Raw genomic sequence first — 15,772 nt, 5'->3', positions numbered from 1 at the left:
ATACACCACCAAAAATAATTCAAATCTTACTGCTTTTATTGACCTGCGCAGGGGTTATTGCATATTTACTAACCCCAATCAAAACGATTTATTTACATCCAGAAGCAGTGGGTGCTTTGTATGATCAAAACACAGGACTAGCTCTAGCACATAAAACTGGCGATATTGGTTATTATATCGCTGCGGATGATCGTTTCCAAAAAACCTTATCTGCACAGGGTGAATTTAAATTACCTGCATTTGAAATTCATTATCAATTTTTTAGACCCAATATCCGTAAGTTAGAAGGTCCATTGCAAATTTATATCGCCTTTGAAGGCTATGAAGGGAAAATTTATGACTATTCCGAAGTATATTGGCAACAAGTCCCTGATGAAAAAAACTCCCCGCATATTTTCAATAAAATCAATGTTGGAAAAATTTATTTAACACCTGAAAAATAATAAAAAATTATTTAAGTTTGTTACATGAATGATAAAAATCAAAACTTTGATTCGGTTACAATCAACATGTCATTAGATTGAAATAGTTATTTCGTTTCAATCTAAAAATTGAATGACTTCAACATTATATACGAAGACAAATGGACATTGTCCGAGATGAGTACTGATCAATGACTGATGAAATTGTTGTAATCTGCCCAAAATGTGGTTCAACTGAAATCGAAAAGCGTGACCATGAACAACTACTACAAAAAGCTGGTGGCGTACTGTTAAGTTCAGCAGGTGCTGCGGCAGGAACTGTGGGCGGTGCAGCTTCAGGTGCATCAGTTGGGGCTGCGATTGGCACTGTTGCAGGACCACTGGGTGTGATTATGGGTGCAACGATTGGTACTTTTGTCGGTGCAATCAGTATTGGGGTTACAGGTGGTTTCTTAGGACATCGTTTTGGTAAAAAAGCAGGCGTAGTCGTTGATCAAAATATTTATTTAGATTACCAATGTAAAAAATGCAAACACCGTTTTAAGGCAACAACCGATACACATATAAATGCTCAATCAGTACAAATAGATCACGATTCAGAAAAATAATATGTGCATTCTAAATTAAATTTTAGAAAGTGAAGCGACATCACTTTCTAAATATTCTTCAAACAAAAATCATTCTAGTTAAAAATTTTTGCTTTATTTTCAATAATTACAGTATGTGCTTGTATCGCCAAATACTGACTTTCCTGTTCTTTCACTTCAGGAAAATCCAATACATAGACAATATCTCCTGCTGCAAAAGCTGTATTTACTGTAAATAAGCCTACACCACACATCATCATTGTAGCTAAAAATAGCTTCATCACTCATTCCCTCCTTATTCAATTATCGTATTAACAACACTGATCAAAAACACAGCTATTAAAGGGAATTTAAGTGAATATTTATATAACTAAAAATGGGTATTTTAATGAGTGTTATAATTTTCCAATTTTTTAAATTGATACAAACGTGCTTTTTAGTGACTATTCTCTTGTTAAAGTGAGCTGCATATAACAAGAGAATATATCCAATGTTATATACTTATGAATTCAGTTTTTTAACCACTTCCCCCAAACGCTTACCCTGCTCTTCGCACAATGACTTTTCATCTGTACTTAAACTTTGATCATGGCGTGGACCACTGACATGCGTTGCACCATACGGCGTTCCGCCTGATTTGGTATTCGATAATGCTGGATTGGCATTGGTTAACCCCATGATCATCATGCCGTGATGGAACAATGGCGGTAACATGGTCAAAAGCGTACTTTCCTGACCGCCATGCATCGAACCAGATGATGTGAATACACAAGCTGGCTTATTATGCAAAGCACCATTGAGCCAAAGGCTTGTGGTTTGATCCCAAAAATATTTCATTTCCGAAGCCATATTACCAAAACGTGTTGGAGAACCGAGTGCCAAACCTGCACAGTTTTGCAAATCATCCAAGGTACAGTAAATATCACCCTCTTCTGGAATACTGGCTTGTGCTTCTGTCACAACAGTTGATAAATTGGGCACTGTACGAATTTTTACAGCAATACCTGCGGCTTCAATACCATTTGCAATCAAATGCGCCATTTCTTTGGTTGAACCATATTTACTGTAATACAGAACTAAAACATAGGTTTGCATAATTTTTTAAACATGTGAAAAAGAAAACTATACGGTATTTTGCTGTATTTTTGGTTAAGCTGTAACAGTAAAGCTGAATAAACACGATGAAAATAAATTGAGATAGATTAAATATGCTGGATTTACTGAAAAAACTTCCCTTTTATGACAAAACTTGGTTTCAGTTTATCTTGTTTGTTATTCGCCGTTTTGAAGCGGATCGTTGTCGTGATCAGGCTGGTTCTTTAACCTATACCACGCTATTTGCTGTTGTACCGATGTTAACGGTTTTTCTGGTGATTATCTCTTCGATTAAAGCACTAGAACCCGCTCGACAACAGCTTCAACAAATGATTTATAGCAATTTTCTACCAAAAACCAGTATTGCCTTTGATAAAGCCTTTAATGTTTTTACCCAAAACTCCAGTAATTTAACTGCGATCGGGGTGCTTTTTCTCTTTGTCACCACTGTGATGATGTTAACCAGTATCGAAACTGTATTTAATCGCATTTGGCGAGTGCAAGAAACTCGCAATGGTATTGTGGGTTTTATGCGTTATTGGACGATTATTTCCCTAGGTCCTATTTTACTGGGTAGCGCCTTTGTCATTTCTTCAACACTTGCCTCTATGAATGTCCTCAGTAATAACTTTGCAGGCTATCAAGTGGATGGCTCTGCGTTATTGTGGATCATTTCTTTTGCCTTAACAGTTCTAGGTTTCTTTATTTTATATTGGACGATTCCAAACCGTAGCGTCCCCATTAAAGCGGCTGCCATTTCAGGTCTATTTAGTGCCATTGTGTTTGAATTACTGAAAAATTTGTTTGGCTTTATCATGACCAATTTTACCAGTTATACCATTGTGTATGGGGCTTTTGCAGCAGTGCCTATTTTCCTACTTTGGATTTTTATGTCATGGAATATTGTGCTACTTGGTGTTGAAATCAGCTATGCACTTACTGCCTTTCATTCGGGTAAAAATCAAACACGCCATCCAACGCTAATGTTATTAGATGTTTTAGAATTATTTTATCAAAAGCAAAAAACGGGTGATGTTGTCACAGATGCAGAAGTGTTAAAAATCTTAGGTCGTGGTGAAATCGGACGTTGGCCAGCTTATGTGGTCATGTTGGAAAAACAAAATTTAGTTACACGTACAGATAATAACCAATATGTACTGGCACGTAATTTAGATACGATTGATTTTTGGACATTCTATAAAGCCTTACCCTACCCACTTCCAAGCCAACAAGATGTTGGAAATATCCATGCTGATGATATTTGGATGCAGCGTATAGGACCTGCTTTGATCGAATCTGATGAATATTTGGCAGCGAAGTTATCTATTCCACTTTCAACCATTTTAGATGATAAATAGCTGATTATTTGTCAATAAATAATACGATTCTCAAGTGCATGCTTCACTTGAGAATCTTGTATTTGAGAATCTTGCATTTGAGAATAACCACACAATACATTGAAAATAAGATCACTCAGAAATGTGCAATACTTTACGTTGAATCCATCCTTGTAAACTCACCACTAAAATTCCCAACATCACCAAAGCAGTGCCAATCATAAAATTCACTTCAAGCTTTTCATCTAAGAAAATAATACCGAATGCGATCCCGAACAACGGTGTGAGGAATGAAAACACCCCAAGATGATTGGCTAAGTAATTTCTCAATAACCAAAACCAAATCATCAAACTAGCAAAAGAAATAATGAATGTATGAAAAGCCAAACTTGAAAAGGTGAGTAAAGTCCAACGAATTTCAGTTTGCCCCAAAGCAAAAGCCAAAGGCATGAGTAGAATAAAACCGCCCATCAACTGATAAAACAAAGTTTGTGTCGGATGCGCTTCGGCAAGTTTGGTTAAACGCAATGAAATCGTGGTTAAAGCCCACATGATCCCTGCAAGTAAAGCCATCGCATCGCCCAAAAGCACTTTAGAGAATTGCCCAGTTTGGCTATCTTTGCCCATAAAAGTAACAACAATCCCCACAAAGGCTATGAAGATTCCTGTCCATTGCAAAGCTGAAAGTCGTTCAGAGGCAAATTTCCAATTTAGCCCCAATGCGACAAAAATCGGTGCGGTATACAGTAAAACTACGGTATGTGATGCAGAAGTAAAACGTAAAGCTTCTGCAACGAGAAAGAATTCGGCTGAGAATAAAAATGCCAACCACATCCCTGCCAGTAAATAATCTTTGGAGAATAAGCTCACGCCTTGCGGAAGTCGAATCAATGGATAAACCATCAATGCAGAAAGCCCACATCGAATTGCGATTTGCATGATTGGTGCAATATCTACGGCTGCAAGCTTGAGTACCACTTGTTGCAAACCCCAAATCATACACAACATGATCATTAAACCTGATGCTTTGGCATCAAGTGCTTTACGCATATCCACGATATTTATCTCAACAGAACAATAACACCACTATAATCCTGTCGTTTTTATAAGATATACTTGAGAACAGACAAACCATCCTCAAATTCAGGCAAATTTCAGATGCCCCATAAAATCAATAAAAAAGCCCTACAAGCTGAAAATTACACTCAATTATTGACCAATGATGAAATTGAAGCACCGCTTTGGATTGATTTTCGAGATGATCCTGCATTATCTATTTATCCACTTCATGGGCATGCTTGGGGAGAATTTGTTTATGCCTTTAATGGCGTGATGGAGGTGAATATTGACCAAACCAACTATATTACCCCGCCCCCTTATGGCTTGTGGTTACCCCCGAATTTGCAACATAGTGGTTTAAACCGCACCTCGGTATCCCATGCAACCTTATATATTCATGAGTCATTATGCCAACAGCTACCACAACAGGCGGGGATTTTATTAACAGCACCTTTGGTCAGTGCGATTTTATTGCATTTAAAACAACACCCGATTACGGATACAGCTGAACATTTACGACTCTTACAAGTGCTTCTTGATCAGTTGCACCATGCACAATATGTGGCAAGTTATTTACCACATACCGATCATCCGACGCTCAAGCAAATTTTGAATTATCTACATGACAATCCAGCTGATCAAAGTGCATTGTCTGAACTGGCTATGCAGATCAATACCACAGAACGCACCCTTGCGCGTTTGGCACAAAAAGAACTGAGCATGTCGTTAAATGAATGGCGACAACGCTTAAAAGTGATGAAAGCCATGAGCATGTTAAGTGAGGGAAAAACCGTTGAAGGCATTGCACTAGATTTGGGTTATGCCAATGCCTCGGCTTTTATTGCCATGTTTAAGCGTTGGATGGAAGTGACGCCTGATCAATTTAGAAAATCTTTTGAAGTCTGACTTAAGCCAAGAGTTGTGATTTCCATTTTCCACTATGGCGATATAACACTGCCAAAATTAAAGTTGGAATCACAGATCCAATCACAATAAAACTACTATGTATCTGTGACGGAGTGGGTTCAAACATCTTAAAGGATGGGATCTTTCTTTAATCATTCACACAATAATATATCTCCGTTTTCTTTAAACTACTCCGAAAAAATCCTCGTTAGCATAATCACCTATTATTTATATCAATAATCAATTTATTTAATGCCAGCATATTTTTAAATACTGCCAGATTGACTTATTGATAATAATATTGATAATAACTATCATTATCAAATTGGAAAAAATCATGCATTCACTCCCTAACAAGTATCCGATTTTTCTAAAGAATTTGCTCTGCGTCTCTATTGTAAGTATTTTCTCTCAAATGACAGTCGCTGCTGAAAACAACCAAGTTTCTAGTGAAGATATTTCACAACTACCAACGATAACGTTTAAAGCAACTCAAGCTAATAATGTTGGCTATCTCAAGAAAAAGACCAATACTGCTGCAAAACTTAACCTTGATGTAAAAGAAACTCCGCAATCCGTTACGACTATTAATCGTAAACAGATTGAAGATATGGGCTTCAATAACCTTGGTGATGCATTACAAAATACTACTGGAATCATTCTTACAGGTGATAACTCAGAACGAACTAACTTTTCAATTCGGGGATTCAATTTAGGTGATGGCTGGAATTCCAATTTACTTCAATTTGATGGTGTTGCAATCAATGCTTCTAATGTCGCAGCATCTAAACCAGACATGGCAATCATTGAAAGTATTGATGTGATTCGAGGTGCTGCTGGACTTATGCAAGGATCAGGCGAGCCTTCAGGTGCGATTAATCTAATCCGTAAAAAACCAACAGAGCATTTTCAAGGCAGTGGTAGTGTCAGTTATGGTTCATGGAATACCATTCGTGGAGAGGTTGATTTATCTGGTCCACTCAACCAAGAAGGCTCTGTTCGAGGTCGCTTTGTCGCAGCTTATCAAGATGGTGATTCTTGGATGAAAGCTGTAACACGTGACACCAATGTATTATATGGAATTATCAGTGCGGATCTCACGCCATCCACTTTGCTGAATGTTGGATTTTCTCAGCAAAAAGAACATGCTGTACCAGTTGGGGGGTTACCACGTTTTTCAGATGGCTCTGATTTAGCTTTAGATCGTGACAATTGTGGTTGTGATTATCGAGATTTTTGGGATAAAAAGAATTCTCAAGCATTTATTGATTTAACTCATAAACTTAATGACGATTGGTTGGTCAAAGCATCTTATATTAATGCCAATATTGACATGGATATGCGCTTTACCAGCTTAAGCCTTGCAGCCAATACCACCAAAGAAGATCCTCAAGCAACAGTCAATAAATACGCATATCGTTATCAACAAGATATCAATGCTTTTGATCTCTTTACTCAAGGGAAATTTAACTTATTTGGTCGTGAACACGAATTGGTTATTGGTGGTAATTATTACCAAAGTAAAATACCTGGACAATGGACCAGTTTTGACAACATGTTAGCTGATGGTTCACTTTGGACCACATCACAAGGTACAGCCCCTTTATCACGATATCTCGTTGACTTATGGACATATAAGCCATACCAATTACCCTCAGGTGAATCACGTTACAGTATGGATGGCGGTAGATCAGATGAAGAATCAAAACAATCTGGTTTATATATTACCTCAAGATGGAATTTGTTAGATCCATTGAATTTAATTGCTGGTGTACGTCAAAGCAATTATGAATATTCATCTAAATATACAAGTAATGTAGATGGTCTACGAAAGCCTGCCCGTGATACACAGTACAAAAAAAGCAATGTACTGACACCATATTTTGGATTGACTTATGACATCAATGACTTGATCACTGCCTATGCCAGCTATACCGACAGTTTTGTTGTTCAGAATGTCAAAAATATGGATGGAAAATTACTTGACCCAATTCAAGGAAATGTCTACGAGGTCGGTATAAAAGCTGGTTTCAATGATGATCGTATGATTGCTTCTCTTGCAACATTTAGAACCAATCAAATTAATCGAAGTATTGATGATCTTTCTACACTTGGTCAGTGTATAGAAAATACACCCGATGGTTATTGTAAAATAGCATCAGGTAAAGTAATTAGCGAAGGAATCGAAACAGAAATTCGCGGTGAAGTACTGCCTAATTTAAATTTAATTGCAGGTTATACATATAACACCACTGAATACGCAAAAGACCCTAAAAATGAAGGTCGTGTATTTAATGAAACCACTCCTGAACATATCGCTCGATTATTTGCAAGTTATAAACTTCCGAATCAACTGACCATTGGTGGTGGGGTAAACTATCAAAGTGAGTGGAAAGTTGGGCGTTATACGACAAAACCGACATCACAAGAAGCTTATGCACTCGTCAACTTAATGGCAAGTTATCCACTCAGTGAGCAAGTCAGTATTGGAGTAAATGCAAATAATGTATTTGATAAAAAATATTATTCTTATATTACCAATACAAGTAACCGTTACGGCGAACCTCGCAATGTAAAATTAACTTTAAGAGCTAAATTTTAATCAAAAAAGCCCTATCTTAACCAAGACAGGGTTTTTAGACTGCAAAATAATTTACAAGCTTATTTCACAAAAGTTTTCCAAACAAAATCTTGGCTCTGACCATTCAACGTCATGGTCAACTGATCACCTGAAGCCAAAGCACCTACGCCTGCTGGTGTACCTGTCATCACTACATCACCGGGCTCTAACGCGAACACTTGGCTAATGTCTGCGAGTAAATAACCAATATCAAAAATCAATAAAGAGGTATCACCTTTCTGGCGCACTTGATCATTGATAGCAAATTCAAAGGTGATCGCATCCCATGCTTTCACTTCATCAATACTCACCCAATCAGCCAGTACACATGAACCATCAAAGGCTTTTGCTCGTTCCCAAGGTTGACCTTTTTTCTTTAAATCATCTTGAAGATCACGCAAGGTCAAATCCAAACCGAGTGTCACAGCACCAATCGCTTCCAATGCTTTTTCAGGATTGGTTTCACCTTTTAAAGGTTGATCTATACGTAAAGTGACTTCACACTCATGGTGCAAACTGCCCCAATTTTCATTCCAAGAAATACCCTCTTGCAAAGAAACTAGACTGCTTGGTGGTTTAATAAATAAAACTGGACGATCTGGTGTAGCATTTCCCAACTCAGCGATATGTGCCGCATAACTACGACCGACACAAACAATTTTCGATGGACGTGTACTCATATTCTTTCCTTGTTCTATCTGAATGACATTAACAACTCATTATTTCTTAAACGTATTGGTAAATATTGTTTGATCTGCTGGATCTGCAAAAGCACGTTTTGGCACAATGATCACAGTCCGATTTTTCAACTCAATCATATAAGTCAATTTACCTTCAATAAAATGCTGTACATCACTATATTGAAAGGATTTTTTTGGTCGACCACTCGAAAAAATTTCTGCATGATCTTGAAATAATTCAATGCCCTGTTCACTTTTGCCAAATTGGTACTTAATAAACTGACGTTTAAACATCATGGGCAAAAACCAATAGCGCATTAGACCTTGCAAAAGCAAAAAGAATAAACCTAGAAAGACATAATAACGCCCAACTGTCGCCATCCCTAAATACAAGCCATATCCAATGATTCCAACACTTACCAAAGGAGTTAAAAAACGTGAAATTTGCTTTTTACCTAAAGTTGCAAGTTTAAAACCATCTTGTGATTCTTCTAAATTAAGATAATAACGTGCAGATAATGCAGGCTGAGTGTCTGACATAGTGCTTCAATACAAAATTTAACGATGCCAAGATATTACACCAGAAATACCATGTAGCACTGTATTTTCATGATAATTTACCTGCTTAATTTTATCGTTTAGGTCAATTCAAAATTGATCATTTTCAGGTAAAACATCCATCTAAAACGGAATACAAAAAATAAGGACTCAAGGATGACACGTATTCAACAAACTGCATGTATGCTACTTTGCTTCAGCGTAAGTTCATTTAGTTTTGCCCAAATCGTAACATGGACAGACAACATTCCAAGTAGTCTAAAACCTTTTCAAAACAATGCACAACAGCTCGCAAGTTATGTGCAAGATGATATTTTTATCTATCCACATGCTGCAACAACAACCAGTTTACCGACCTTAAAAGCCAATCCTAACCCTACTGCACGTTTTACATCTGCGGCTATTATTTTGCCTGTAAATAGTCAAGACCTTGCAAAAACATTAAGCAATTACACACAATATGTAGGCTTATTTCCAACGCTAAAAACAGCTAAATTAGTTGAGCAAAAAGGTAATGTCAGTCAAATGAAATATCGTGTGTCGATTCCCACACCGATTCCTGTACTGAACTTTAACGAAGATGTGGTGATGCAACACCAGCTCGCCACCAATAGTATTTCCACGATTGTAATTGATGCACCGCTACCTTATGCCGTTGGAAAACTTGAATGGTTTAGTCTAGGCGATAAAAAAACCCTCGTAACACTGACCCAATGGGGCGATACCAGTCAACCTAAAGGTTTCTTATTCAAACAAATTTTAAATGCAATTCCTGAAGCTAAACTCGGCATTCCAACAGGTACAGGAGCTTTTGTTCTAGAATCACTGCGCCAACGTTTTGGTACAAAAAGCGTGATTGCTTTAAATCCCGGTCAATTTCCCGAACCAAAACTAAATGCTGCACAACTACAAAAAATTAATGATTTAAGTGCAACGACAGGACAACCTGTCAGTATTTTAAACCTGCCAACCACTGTACCTTATACACATGGGCGTGAAGTTTTACGTTTTACCACAACTTATCAAGCATTTAAGGAAGCACCTGCACAATTACAAAAATGGCTTCAGCCCGCCTCTTATCAAAGTGTTTTCCCTCGCCAAATTAAGAAAATCACCACTTTTCCTGTCACAACACAAGGTCAAGATAGCGATATTAAAGTCAGCATTGGGCTTGGTGTTGTGAGCATTCCCTTTGATTTTAAAATGCATTTTAACTTTCCAAAAAACAATGAAAATAACTTCTTTGCCAATGGTGGAGACTTACGTTATCTCAAAGGACAAGTCCAACTCAATCCACAAGGTTCAGCAACATTAATGCGGGTAACCACAGCAGTAAAAATTGATGAAAAAGCACCTTTTTTACTCAGAGCAGCACGTAGTTTGCCATATCATGATATGTTACCTGCCGCAGGTGGAAATGCTGTTTTTACCCAAAAAATTAAAGCACAGAGTAAATAATAGGACAAAGATCATATGTTAAAGGGATACCGTCAATATTTAGTCAGCACATGCGCATTTTTATTGCTTGCATGTGAAGAAATGCCTGAATATCAAGTCCCTATTACGCTTGAACCGAAATATACTTTTGTACCACCACAAAATATACCCGAATTAAATCGTCATGGTTATCTCATGTTTAACGCTACAGCCTTGAGTGAAAAACCATTACATAAAATTTATGATGAATATCGCTTTCATTATGCCCACTTTAAATGCCCAGTGAATGACCAATTTGAAGTCACAGGCTCTATTGCTGCAAATGAATTTGAAGATAACCCGATTGTTTATGAGAATCATCATTTTAAATATGATGTTTTATTTAGCATTTGTCCTGAAAATGATGCTTCTCAACTAAATTGTGTTTATGAGTTTAAGCAATTAAAAACCTTGCCTAAAGAACTTTCCTGTCGTGTCATTTTTGGACGAATGTTTGGACGTAGTGTCGTACTTGCAGAAAATATTAAAATGGATATTTCTCAGCTTGAGCATGCGAAAGAGTATGAAGCTCCCGAGCTTGAAGACACTGATCAGCTAGAAAAAGTTGAATGATACTGATTGAATAATATAATAATTTTCAGACACAAAAAAACCGCTATAAAGCGGTTTCTTGTCAAGTTTACATCTTCCGATGATCAAGTTGGTGCGCTCAGAGAGATTCGAACTCCCGACCCCTTAGTTCGTAGCCAAGTGCTCTATCCAGCTGAGCTATGAGCGCGACGTCTTGATGGGACGCATTATACGCCTTTTCACTTTATTGAAAAGTCTTTTATCTATCTTTTTAGACTGTATGTTTAGGAAATAAGCACAATTTTGCTATACTGTTGCTAATTTATACAAATGTTTTACTTTTATAATAAATGCAGAAGAAATTTAACTTCAATAAAATATAACCTCTTGTTTATTCATTTTCGTGTGAACTTATATGGTCATACTCTTTAGGCAATCACACCCTCTCGTTTTAATTGCTGATGTCGTTTTTCTAGATTCTCTTTATATTGCCGTTCGATCTCATCTAAAACCTCTTGATTGGCATTGTCATATTTAAAAAACTTACGATTATAATATTTTAAGGCATACTTACAGGGTAAATATCCATCATTTCCATCACTATTTGCCTCAGCCATCGACCACATTGGATCTTGTAAGCATTGCTTGAAAATAGGGAGTGCTTTTTCAGGCGCAGAGTTTGCTTTGAGCAATTTATTTTTGACTAAATAATAATTTTCCGTGACATCCGAAAAATCATGCGAACCACGATAATAACTATAATTGGCTTGGCGGTGCTGTAAGTAAAGCTCCCAAGCTCTTATGGAATATTGATCAAATTTTTCTTCATCTACATGTTGATAGCTTTGATTGTGATACGCCAAAATCATGGCAGTTAAGCCATTTTCAGTCCAGTTTTGACTTTGAGGCACATCATACTCAATAAGCTTTTGTGCTGCTAGACGATCCATTTCTATACGTTTCTCAACCGAAGTATGATAGGAAATCTGTCCTAAAACGACTTTTTCTAAGCTGTCCCGATCATTTCCTAAGGTTACATCACGTATCAAATCTTTATCTGTTTTTTGTTGTTTTTGATCATCAACCAGCTTTTTAGCACCGTAATAGGGAACAAGTACAGGTGCAGTTACAATTAACCCTGTCACCATTACAGCCGTACAGCCTGTACTTTTGGAGAACAATCCACATGAACAGCCCGTAATACTTAATCCTAATACTGAAATAACTATGCTTTTGCAAATTGTATTTATTTTCATCATATTTTCTTTTTGAACTGGCTATGTATTTATTATTCAGATTTTTAAACTAGCATAAAGACAAAATCTTCCAATATCAAAAAACCGTGCATTTTGCACGGTAAATAGTAAATTCAACACGATCTGTTCAATTACTCCACCAACAAATCTTTCGGATCAATCGTATCACCATAAACTGGTTTTAAGGTTTTTTCATAGGCTTGTTGAATAACACCTTCTTTAGATAATTTTTCTAAATCTTGATTGAGCCAATCCAACAATGCTTTATCGCCCTTTTTCACCGCAGGTGCGATCAAATCATGCTGACCTAGACTGGTAATGCCTACTGTATAGTTTGGATTCTCTTTTGCCCAAGCCAGTACCAATAGATTGTCATGTGCTAAAGCCACGCCACGACCATCTTTCAGTGCATCAAAGGTTTCGGTATTTTGCTCGTATTTTTGCAACTTAATTTCAGGATGTGATTTTGTGAAGAATGAATCTGCTGTTGTGCCTTTATTCACCAACAAGGTTTGATCTTTCAATTGTGCAATATCCGTGATCGGCTTGGCTTTTGGAGAAACCACTCCCAAAGATACTTTTAAATAAGGTTTCGCAAAATCAACAACTTCTTTACGCTCAGGCGTTACTGTGAAATTAGCAAAAATAATATCAACTTTATTGGCTTTTAAATATTCCACACGATTTGCCGCTTCAGTGAGTACGAACTCAACTTTGTTTTCATCACCCAATAAGTCTTTAGCAACATGCTTGGCAATTTCCACATCAAAGCCTTGGTTTTTACCTTGTGCATCCAAATAACCAAAAGGTGGTTTATCACTAAATACCCCGATGCGCACCACACCATTTTTCTTAATTTGCTCAATGCTTGATACGTTTGTTTCAGTCTCAGCTTTTTTCTCCGCTGTCGGTGCATTTTTATTACATGCCACCAAACCCAAACTCAAAACTGTTGCAGCCAATACATGACTAAGATTTTTTAAAGATAAATTCATTATTTTCATCCTATTATTCACACAAAATTTACAATATCGGTTTCGCGATAAAACTAATAATTCAACATATTTAAAAAGGCTTTGGCACGTTCAGTTTGTGGATGCTCAAAAAATTGCTCAGGCGTAGCTTGTTCAATAATTTTGCCCTTATCCATAAAAATAATCCGATCTGCGACCTTTCGAGCAAATGACATTTCATGCGTAACGATCAGCATGGTCATTCCCTCATGGGCAAGTTTTAAAACCACGTCTAAAACTTCGCGTACCATTTCAGGGTCTAAAGCCGCGGTAATTTCATCTAAAAGAATGACCTGCGGTTGCATCACTAATGAACGCACGATGGCGATTCGTTGCTTCTGTCCACCTGATAGTTGTCGTGGATAATCTTGCTTTCGCTCATACAATCCGACCCGCTTTAACAACTCATCTGCGACTTTTTCCGCTTCAGCACGACTTCTTTTTTGAACTTTAAGCGGACCAAGAAGAATGTTATCAATCACATTCATATGTCCAAAAAGTTCATAGTTTTGAAACACCATGCCGATTTTTTGACGAACATTAACCCAAGGTAAATCTGTACCTAGAACACCTGAACCTTGTAAATGAATCGTCCCACTTTGAATTTTCTCCAAGCCATTAATACAACGCAATAAGGTGCTTTTCCCACAACCTGATGGACCGAGAATCACCACCACTTCACCTTGTTTTACGTCCAAATCAATGCCTTGTAAAATATGACTTTCTGCAAATGATTTCTGTAAATCTTGTATAGATAACAAAGTCATGGTGTCTCCCAAACTTTTTCTAAATGTGTCGCCAAACGTGATAAGGGATAGCAAATCAGAAAATATAAAATAAAGATCAAACCATAAATCCACAGCGAAGCATTCGGAACAATTAACAATGAATTTTCAATAATTTGCTGTCCGACTTTAATCACTTCCACCACCCCGATCAGTACTGCCAATGAACTGGTTTTTACCATCCGTGTGAATAGATTAATTGCCCCTGGTGTAACCCGTTTCAGGCTTTGCGGAAAAACTACATACAATAATGTTTGATTCTGGCTTAAACCCAATGCATACGCGGAATCTCGCTGATGCTGATCTATAGACGTAATCGCAGCTCGAACCAAATCCCCCATTTCCGCAGTCCCCCACAGCACAAAAACCACAATACATACCACCACAGCTGAAAACTGCCAGTTAAACCAAGTGGCAAAACCAAAGTAGAAAACAAACAGTAAAACGAGAATAGGAATGATTCGGATGATTTCTAAATACAGACGACACAAACTTTTAATGAATAGGTTTTTTGAGGTCATAATCACCCCGAAAACCGTGCCAAAAATCGCTGAAAAAAATACGGAAATAAAAGCAATTTTTGCAGTGATCCATAAACCTTGTAGCAAGCGATAGAGATGATCTGGCTGAAATAGGTAATTAAACTCCATGGCTCACCTTCCGACTACGATATTCCAAATAACTGGTGAGAATGGACACAGGTAATAAAATAATTAGGTAAGACATAATCAACAGAAATAATGCTTCGGTGGTTTTGTAATCCATACCAATCAAGTCTTTGGTGACAAATAATAATTCCACTACAGCGATAGCACTGACCACAGAACTTTCTTTAATGAGGAATAAACAATTTGCACCAATCGCAGGAATCGAAACAGCTAAAGCTTGCGGAAAAATAACGTATTGAAAAACTTGTATGGGACTTAACCCGATGCTTTCCCCTGAATCTATTTGCCCTTTTGCAACAGCTTGCAAACCTGCTCGAAAAGCTTCCGCCATATAACTTCCACCAAGGAAAGTCAGCCCAATCACACCACAAGTAAAACCATCAATTTTAATGCCAAGTTTTGGTAGACCGTAGTAGAGAAAAAAGAGCTGAATAAGTAGCGGTGTATTACGTGATATTTCGATATAAACTTTGGCTATTTTGTTTAATATCTTGATTTTATACGTGATTAAGACACTGCAAATTAAACCAACCACTATGGCAAGTATGATGCTAATCATTGAAATTTTGAGTGTCGTCAGAGTTGCTGAAACAAACTGTGGCATCACACTGTAGATATATTGCCAGTTCAAAGAATTCGTCCAAATGTTTTTGTTATGCTTTGTGCTAAAGCAAAAAAAGTGAGTTGGGACGATCTTACAGTGCTTATTTTTCCTCAATAAATATTGTTATCTGATAAACTTTTCTCAAATTGAAAAATAGATGTCATTTGTACTTTTA

At 37.2% G+C, this 15,772-nt stretch carries 17 protein-coding genes and 1 tRNA gene; 7 read left to right on the top strand and 11 right to left on the bottom strand.

The genetic code is table 11. From position 1 onward, the window contains the following. Both AVJ19_RS02050 and AVJ19_RS02045 read left to right on the top strand, forming a co-directional pair. On the top strand, window positions 1-443 hold a 443-nt coding region (locus tag AVJ19_RS02050; protein ID WP_111858146.1), incomplete at its 5' end, for a hypothetical protein. A gap of 170 nt (window positions 444-613) precedes the next feature. Beyond that, complete coding sequence (locus AVJ19_RS02045; protein WP_228203262.1) at window positions 614-1,030, top strand: hypothetical protein; 417 nt, start codon at window positions 614-616, stop codon at window positions 1,028-1,030. Between the two features lie 74 nt (window positions 1,031-1,104). Here the strand turns inward: AVJ19_RS02045 and AVJ19_RS02040 are convergent, their stop codons facing one another. Then, a complete protein-coding gene (locus AVJ19_RS02040; RefSeq protein ID WP_162626516.1) occupies window positions 1,105-1,293 on the bottom strand; it encodes a hypothetical protein in 189 nt (62 codons plus the stop codon). 217 nt (window positions 1,294-1,510) lie between these two features. Further along, window positions 1,511-2,104: an NAD(P)H:quinone oxidoreductase gene (wrbA, locus tag AVJ19_RS02035; RefSeq protein ID WP_111858144.1), complete on the bottom strand. Its 594-nt coding sequence runs from the start codon at window positions 2,102-2,104 to the stop codon at window positions 1,511-1,513. A gap of 113 nt (window positions 2,105-2,217) precedes the next feature. Here wrbA and AVJ19_RS02030 point away from each other — a divergent pair, with 113 nt between their 5' ends. After that, a complete protein-coding gene (locus AVJ19_RS02030; protein WP_111858143.1) occupies window positions 2,218-3,462 on the top strand; it encodes a YihY family inner membrane protein in 1,245 nt (414 codons plus the stop codon). Window positions 3,463-3,573: 111 nt separating this feature from the next. On the opposite strand, the gene AVJ19_RS02025 is transcribed toward AVJ19_RS02030, so the two are convergent. Then, window positions 3,574-4,497, bottom strand: coding sequence for a DMT family transporter (locus AVJ19_RS02025; protein WP_111858142.1), 924 nt, complete (start codon window positions 4,495-4,497; stop codon window positions 3,574-3,576). A gap of 102 nt (window positions 4,498-4,599) precedes the next feature. Between AVJ19_RS02025 and AVJ19_RS02020 the strand changes: the two genes are divergently transcribed. Both AVJ19_RS02020 and AVJ19_RS02015 read left to right on the top strand, forming a co-directional pair. Then, on the top strand, window positions 4,600-5,406 hold the full coding sequence (locus AVJ19_RS02020) for an AraC family transcriptional regulator (protein WP_111858141.1): 807 nt from the start codon (window positions 4,600-4,602) through the stop codon (window positions 5,404-5,406). Window positions 5,407-5,743: 337 nt separating this feature from the next. Then, window positions 5,744-8,008: a TonB-dependent siderophore receptor gene (locus AVJ19_RS02015; protein ID WP_228203261.1), complete on the top strand. Its 2,265-nt coding sequence runs from the start codon at window positions 5,744-5,746 to the stop codon at window positions 8,006-8,008. Between the two features lie 59 nt (window positions 8,009-8,067). Here AVJ19_RS02015 and AVJ19_RS02010 read toward each other — a convergent pair whose 3' ends face one another. Further along, complete coding sequence (locus AVJ19_RS02010; protein ID WP_111858139.1) at window positions 8,068-8,706, bottom strand: fumarylacetoacetate hydrolase family protein; 639 nt, start codon at window positions 8,704-8,706, stop codon at window positions 8,068-8,070. 39 nt (window positions 8,707-8,745) lie between these two features. Then, complete coding sequence (locus tag AVJ19_RS02005; RefSeq protein ID WP_111858138.1) at window positions 8,746-9,246, bottom strand: YcxB family protein; 501 nt, start codon at window positions 9,244-9,246, stop codon at window positions 8,746-8,748. A gap of 174 nt (window positions 9,247-9,420) precedes the next feature. Here AVJ19_RS02005 and AVJ19_RS02000 point away from each other — a divergent pair, with 174 nt between their 5' ends. Together AVJ19_RS02000 and AVJ19_RS01995 are read left to right on the top strand one after the other, a co-directional pair. Next, window positions 9,421-10,722 (top strand): SRPBCC family protein, encoded by a 1,302-nt coding sequence (locus AVJ19_RS02000; RefSeq protein ID WP_111858137.1) that lies wholly within the window; start codon window positions 9,421-9,423, stop codon window positions 10,720-10,722. A 15-nt stretch (window positions 10,723-10,737) separates the two neighbouring features. After that, window positions 10,738-11,313 (top strand): hypothetical protein, encoded by a 576-nt coding sequence (locus AVJ19_RS01995; protein WP_111858136.1) that lies wholly within the window; start codon window positions 10,738-10,740, stop codon window positions 11,311-11,313. Window positions 11,314-11,402: 89 nt separating this feature from the next. Here the strand turns inward: AVJ19_RS01995 and AVJ19_RS01990 are convergent. From AVJ19_RS01990 to AVJ19_RS01965, 6 genes are all read right to left on the bottom strand, one after another. Next, window positions 11,403-11,479 (bottom strand) — tRNA-Arg (locus AVJ19_RS01990). 220 nt (window positions 11,480-11,699) lie between these two features. Next, window positions 11,700-12,527 (bottom strand): hypothetical protein, encoded by an 828-nt coding sequence (locus AVJ19_RS01985; RefSeq protein WP_162626515.1) that lies wholly within the window; start codon window positions 12,525-12,527, stop codon window positions 11,700-11,702. A 131-nt stretch (window positions 12,528-12,658) separates the two neighbouring features. Then, a complete protein-coding gene (locus tag AVJ19_RS01980; protein WP_068973606.1) occupies window positions 12,659-13,522 on the bottom strand; it encodes a cysteine ABC transporter substrate-binding protein in 864 nt (287 codons plus the stop codon). A gap of 53 nt (window positions 13,523-13,575) precedes the next feature. Then, window positions 13,576-14,307 (bottom strand): amino acid ABC transporter ATP-binding protein, encoded by a 732-nt coding sequence (locus AVJ19_RS01975; protein WP_068973605.1) that lies wholly within the window; start codon window positions 14,305-14,307, stop codon window positions 13,576-13,578. Then, entirely contained in the window at window positions 14,304-14,975 is a 672-nt protein-coding gene (locus tag AVJ19_RS01970) for an amino acid ABC transporter permease (RefSeq protein WP_111858134.1), read from the bottom strand. Before AVJ19_RS01970 ends, AVJ19_RS01975 begins: the two co-directional genes overlap by 4 nt. Further along, window positions 14,965-15,624 carry an amino acid ABC transporter permease gene (locus tag AVJ19_RS01965; protein WP_213067183.1) on the bottom strand — a complete coding sequence of 220 codons (660 nt, stop codon included), beginning with the start codon at window positions 15,622-15,624 and terminating at the stop codon, window positions 14,965-14,967. Before AVJ19_RS01965 ends, AVJ19_RS01970 begins: the two co-directional genes overlap by 11 nt. Window positions 15,625-15,772: the final 148 nt, after the last annotated feature.

The sequence above is a fragment of the Acinetobacter sp. CFCC 10889 genome, from assembly GCF_003268395.1.
Classification (GTDB): Bacteria; Pseudomonadota; Gammaproteobacteria; order Pseudomonadales; family Moraxellaceae; genus Acinetobacter.
Note: the sequence above shows the minus strand (reverse complement) of the source record. Positions and strands in the feature narration are given on the sequence as shown.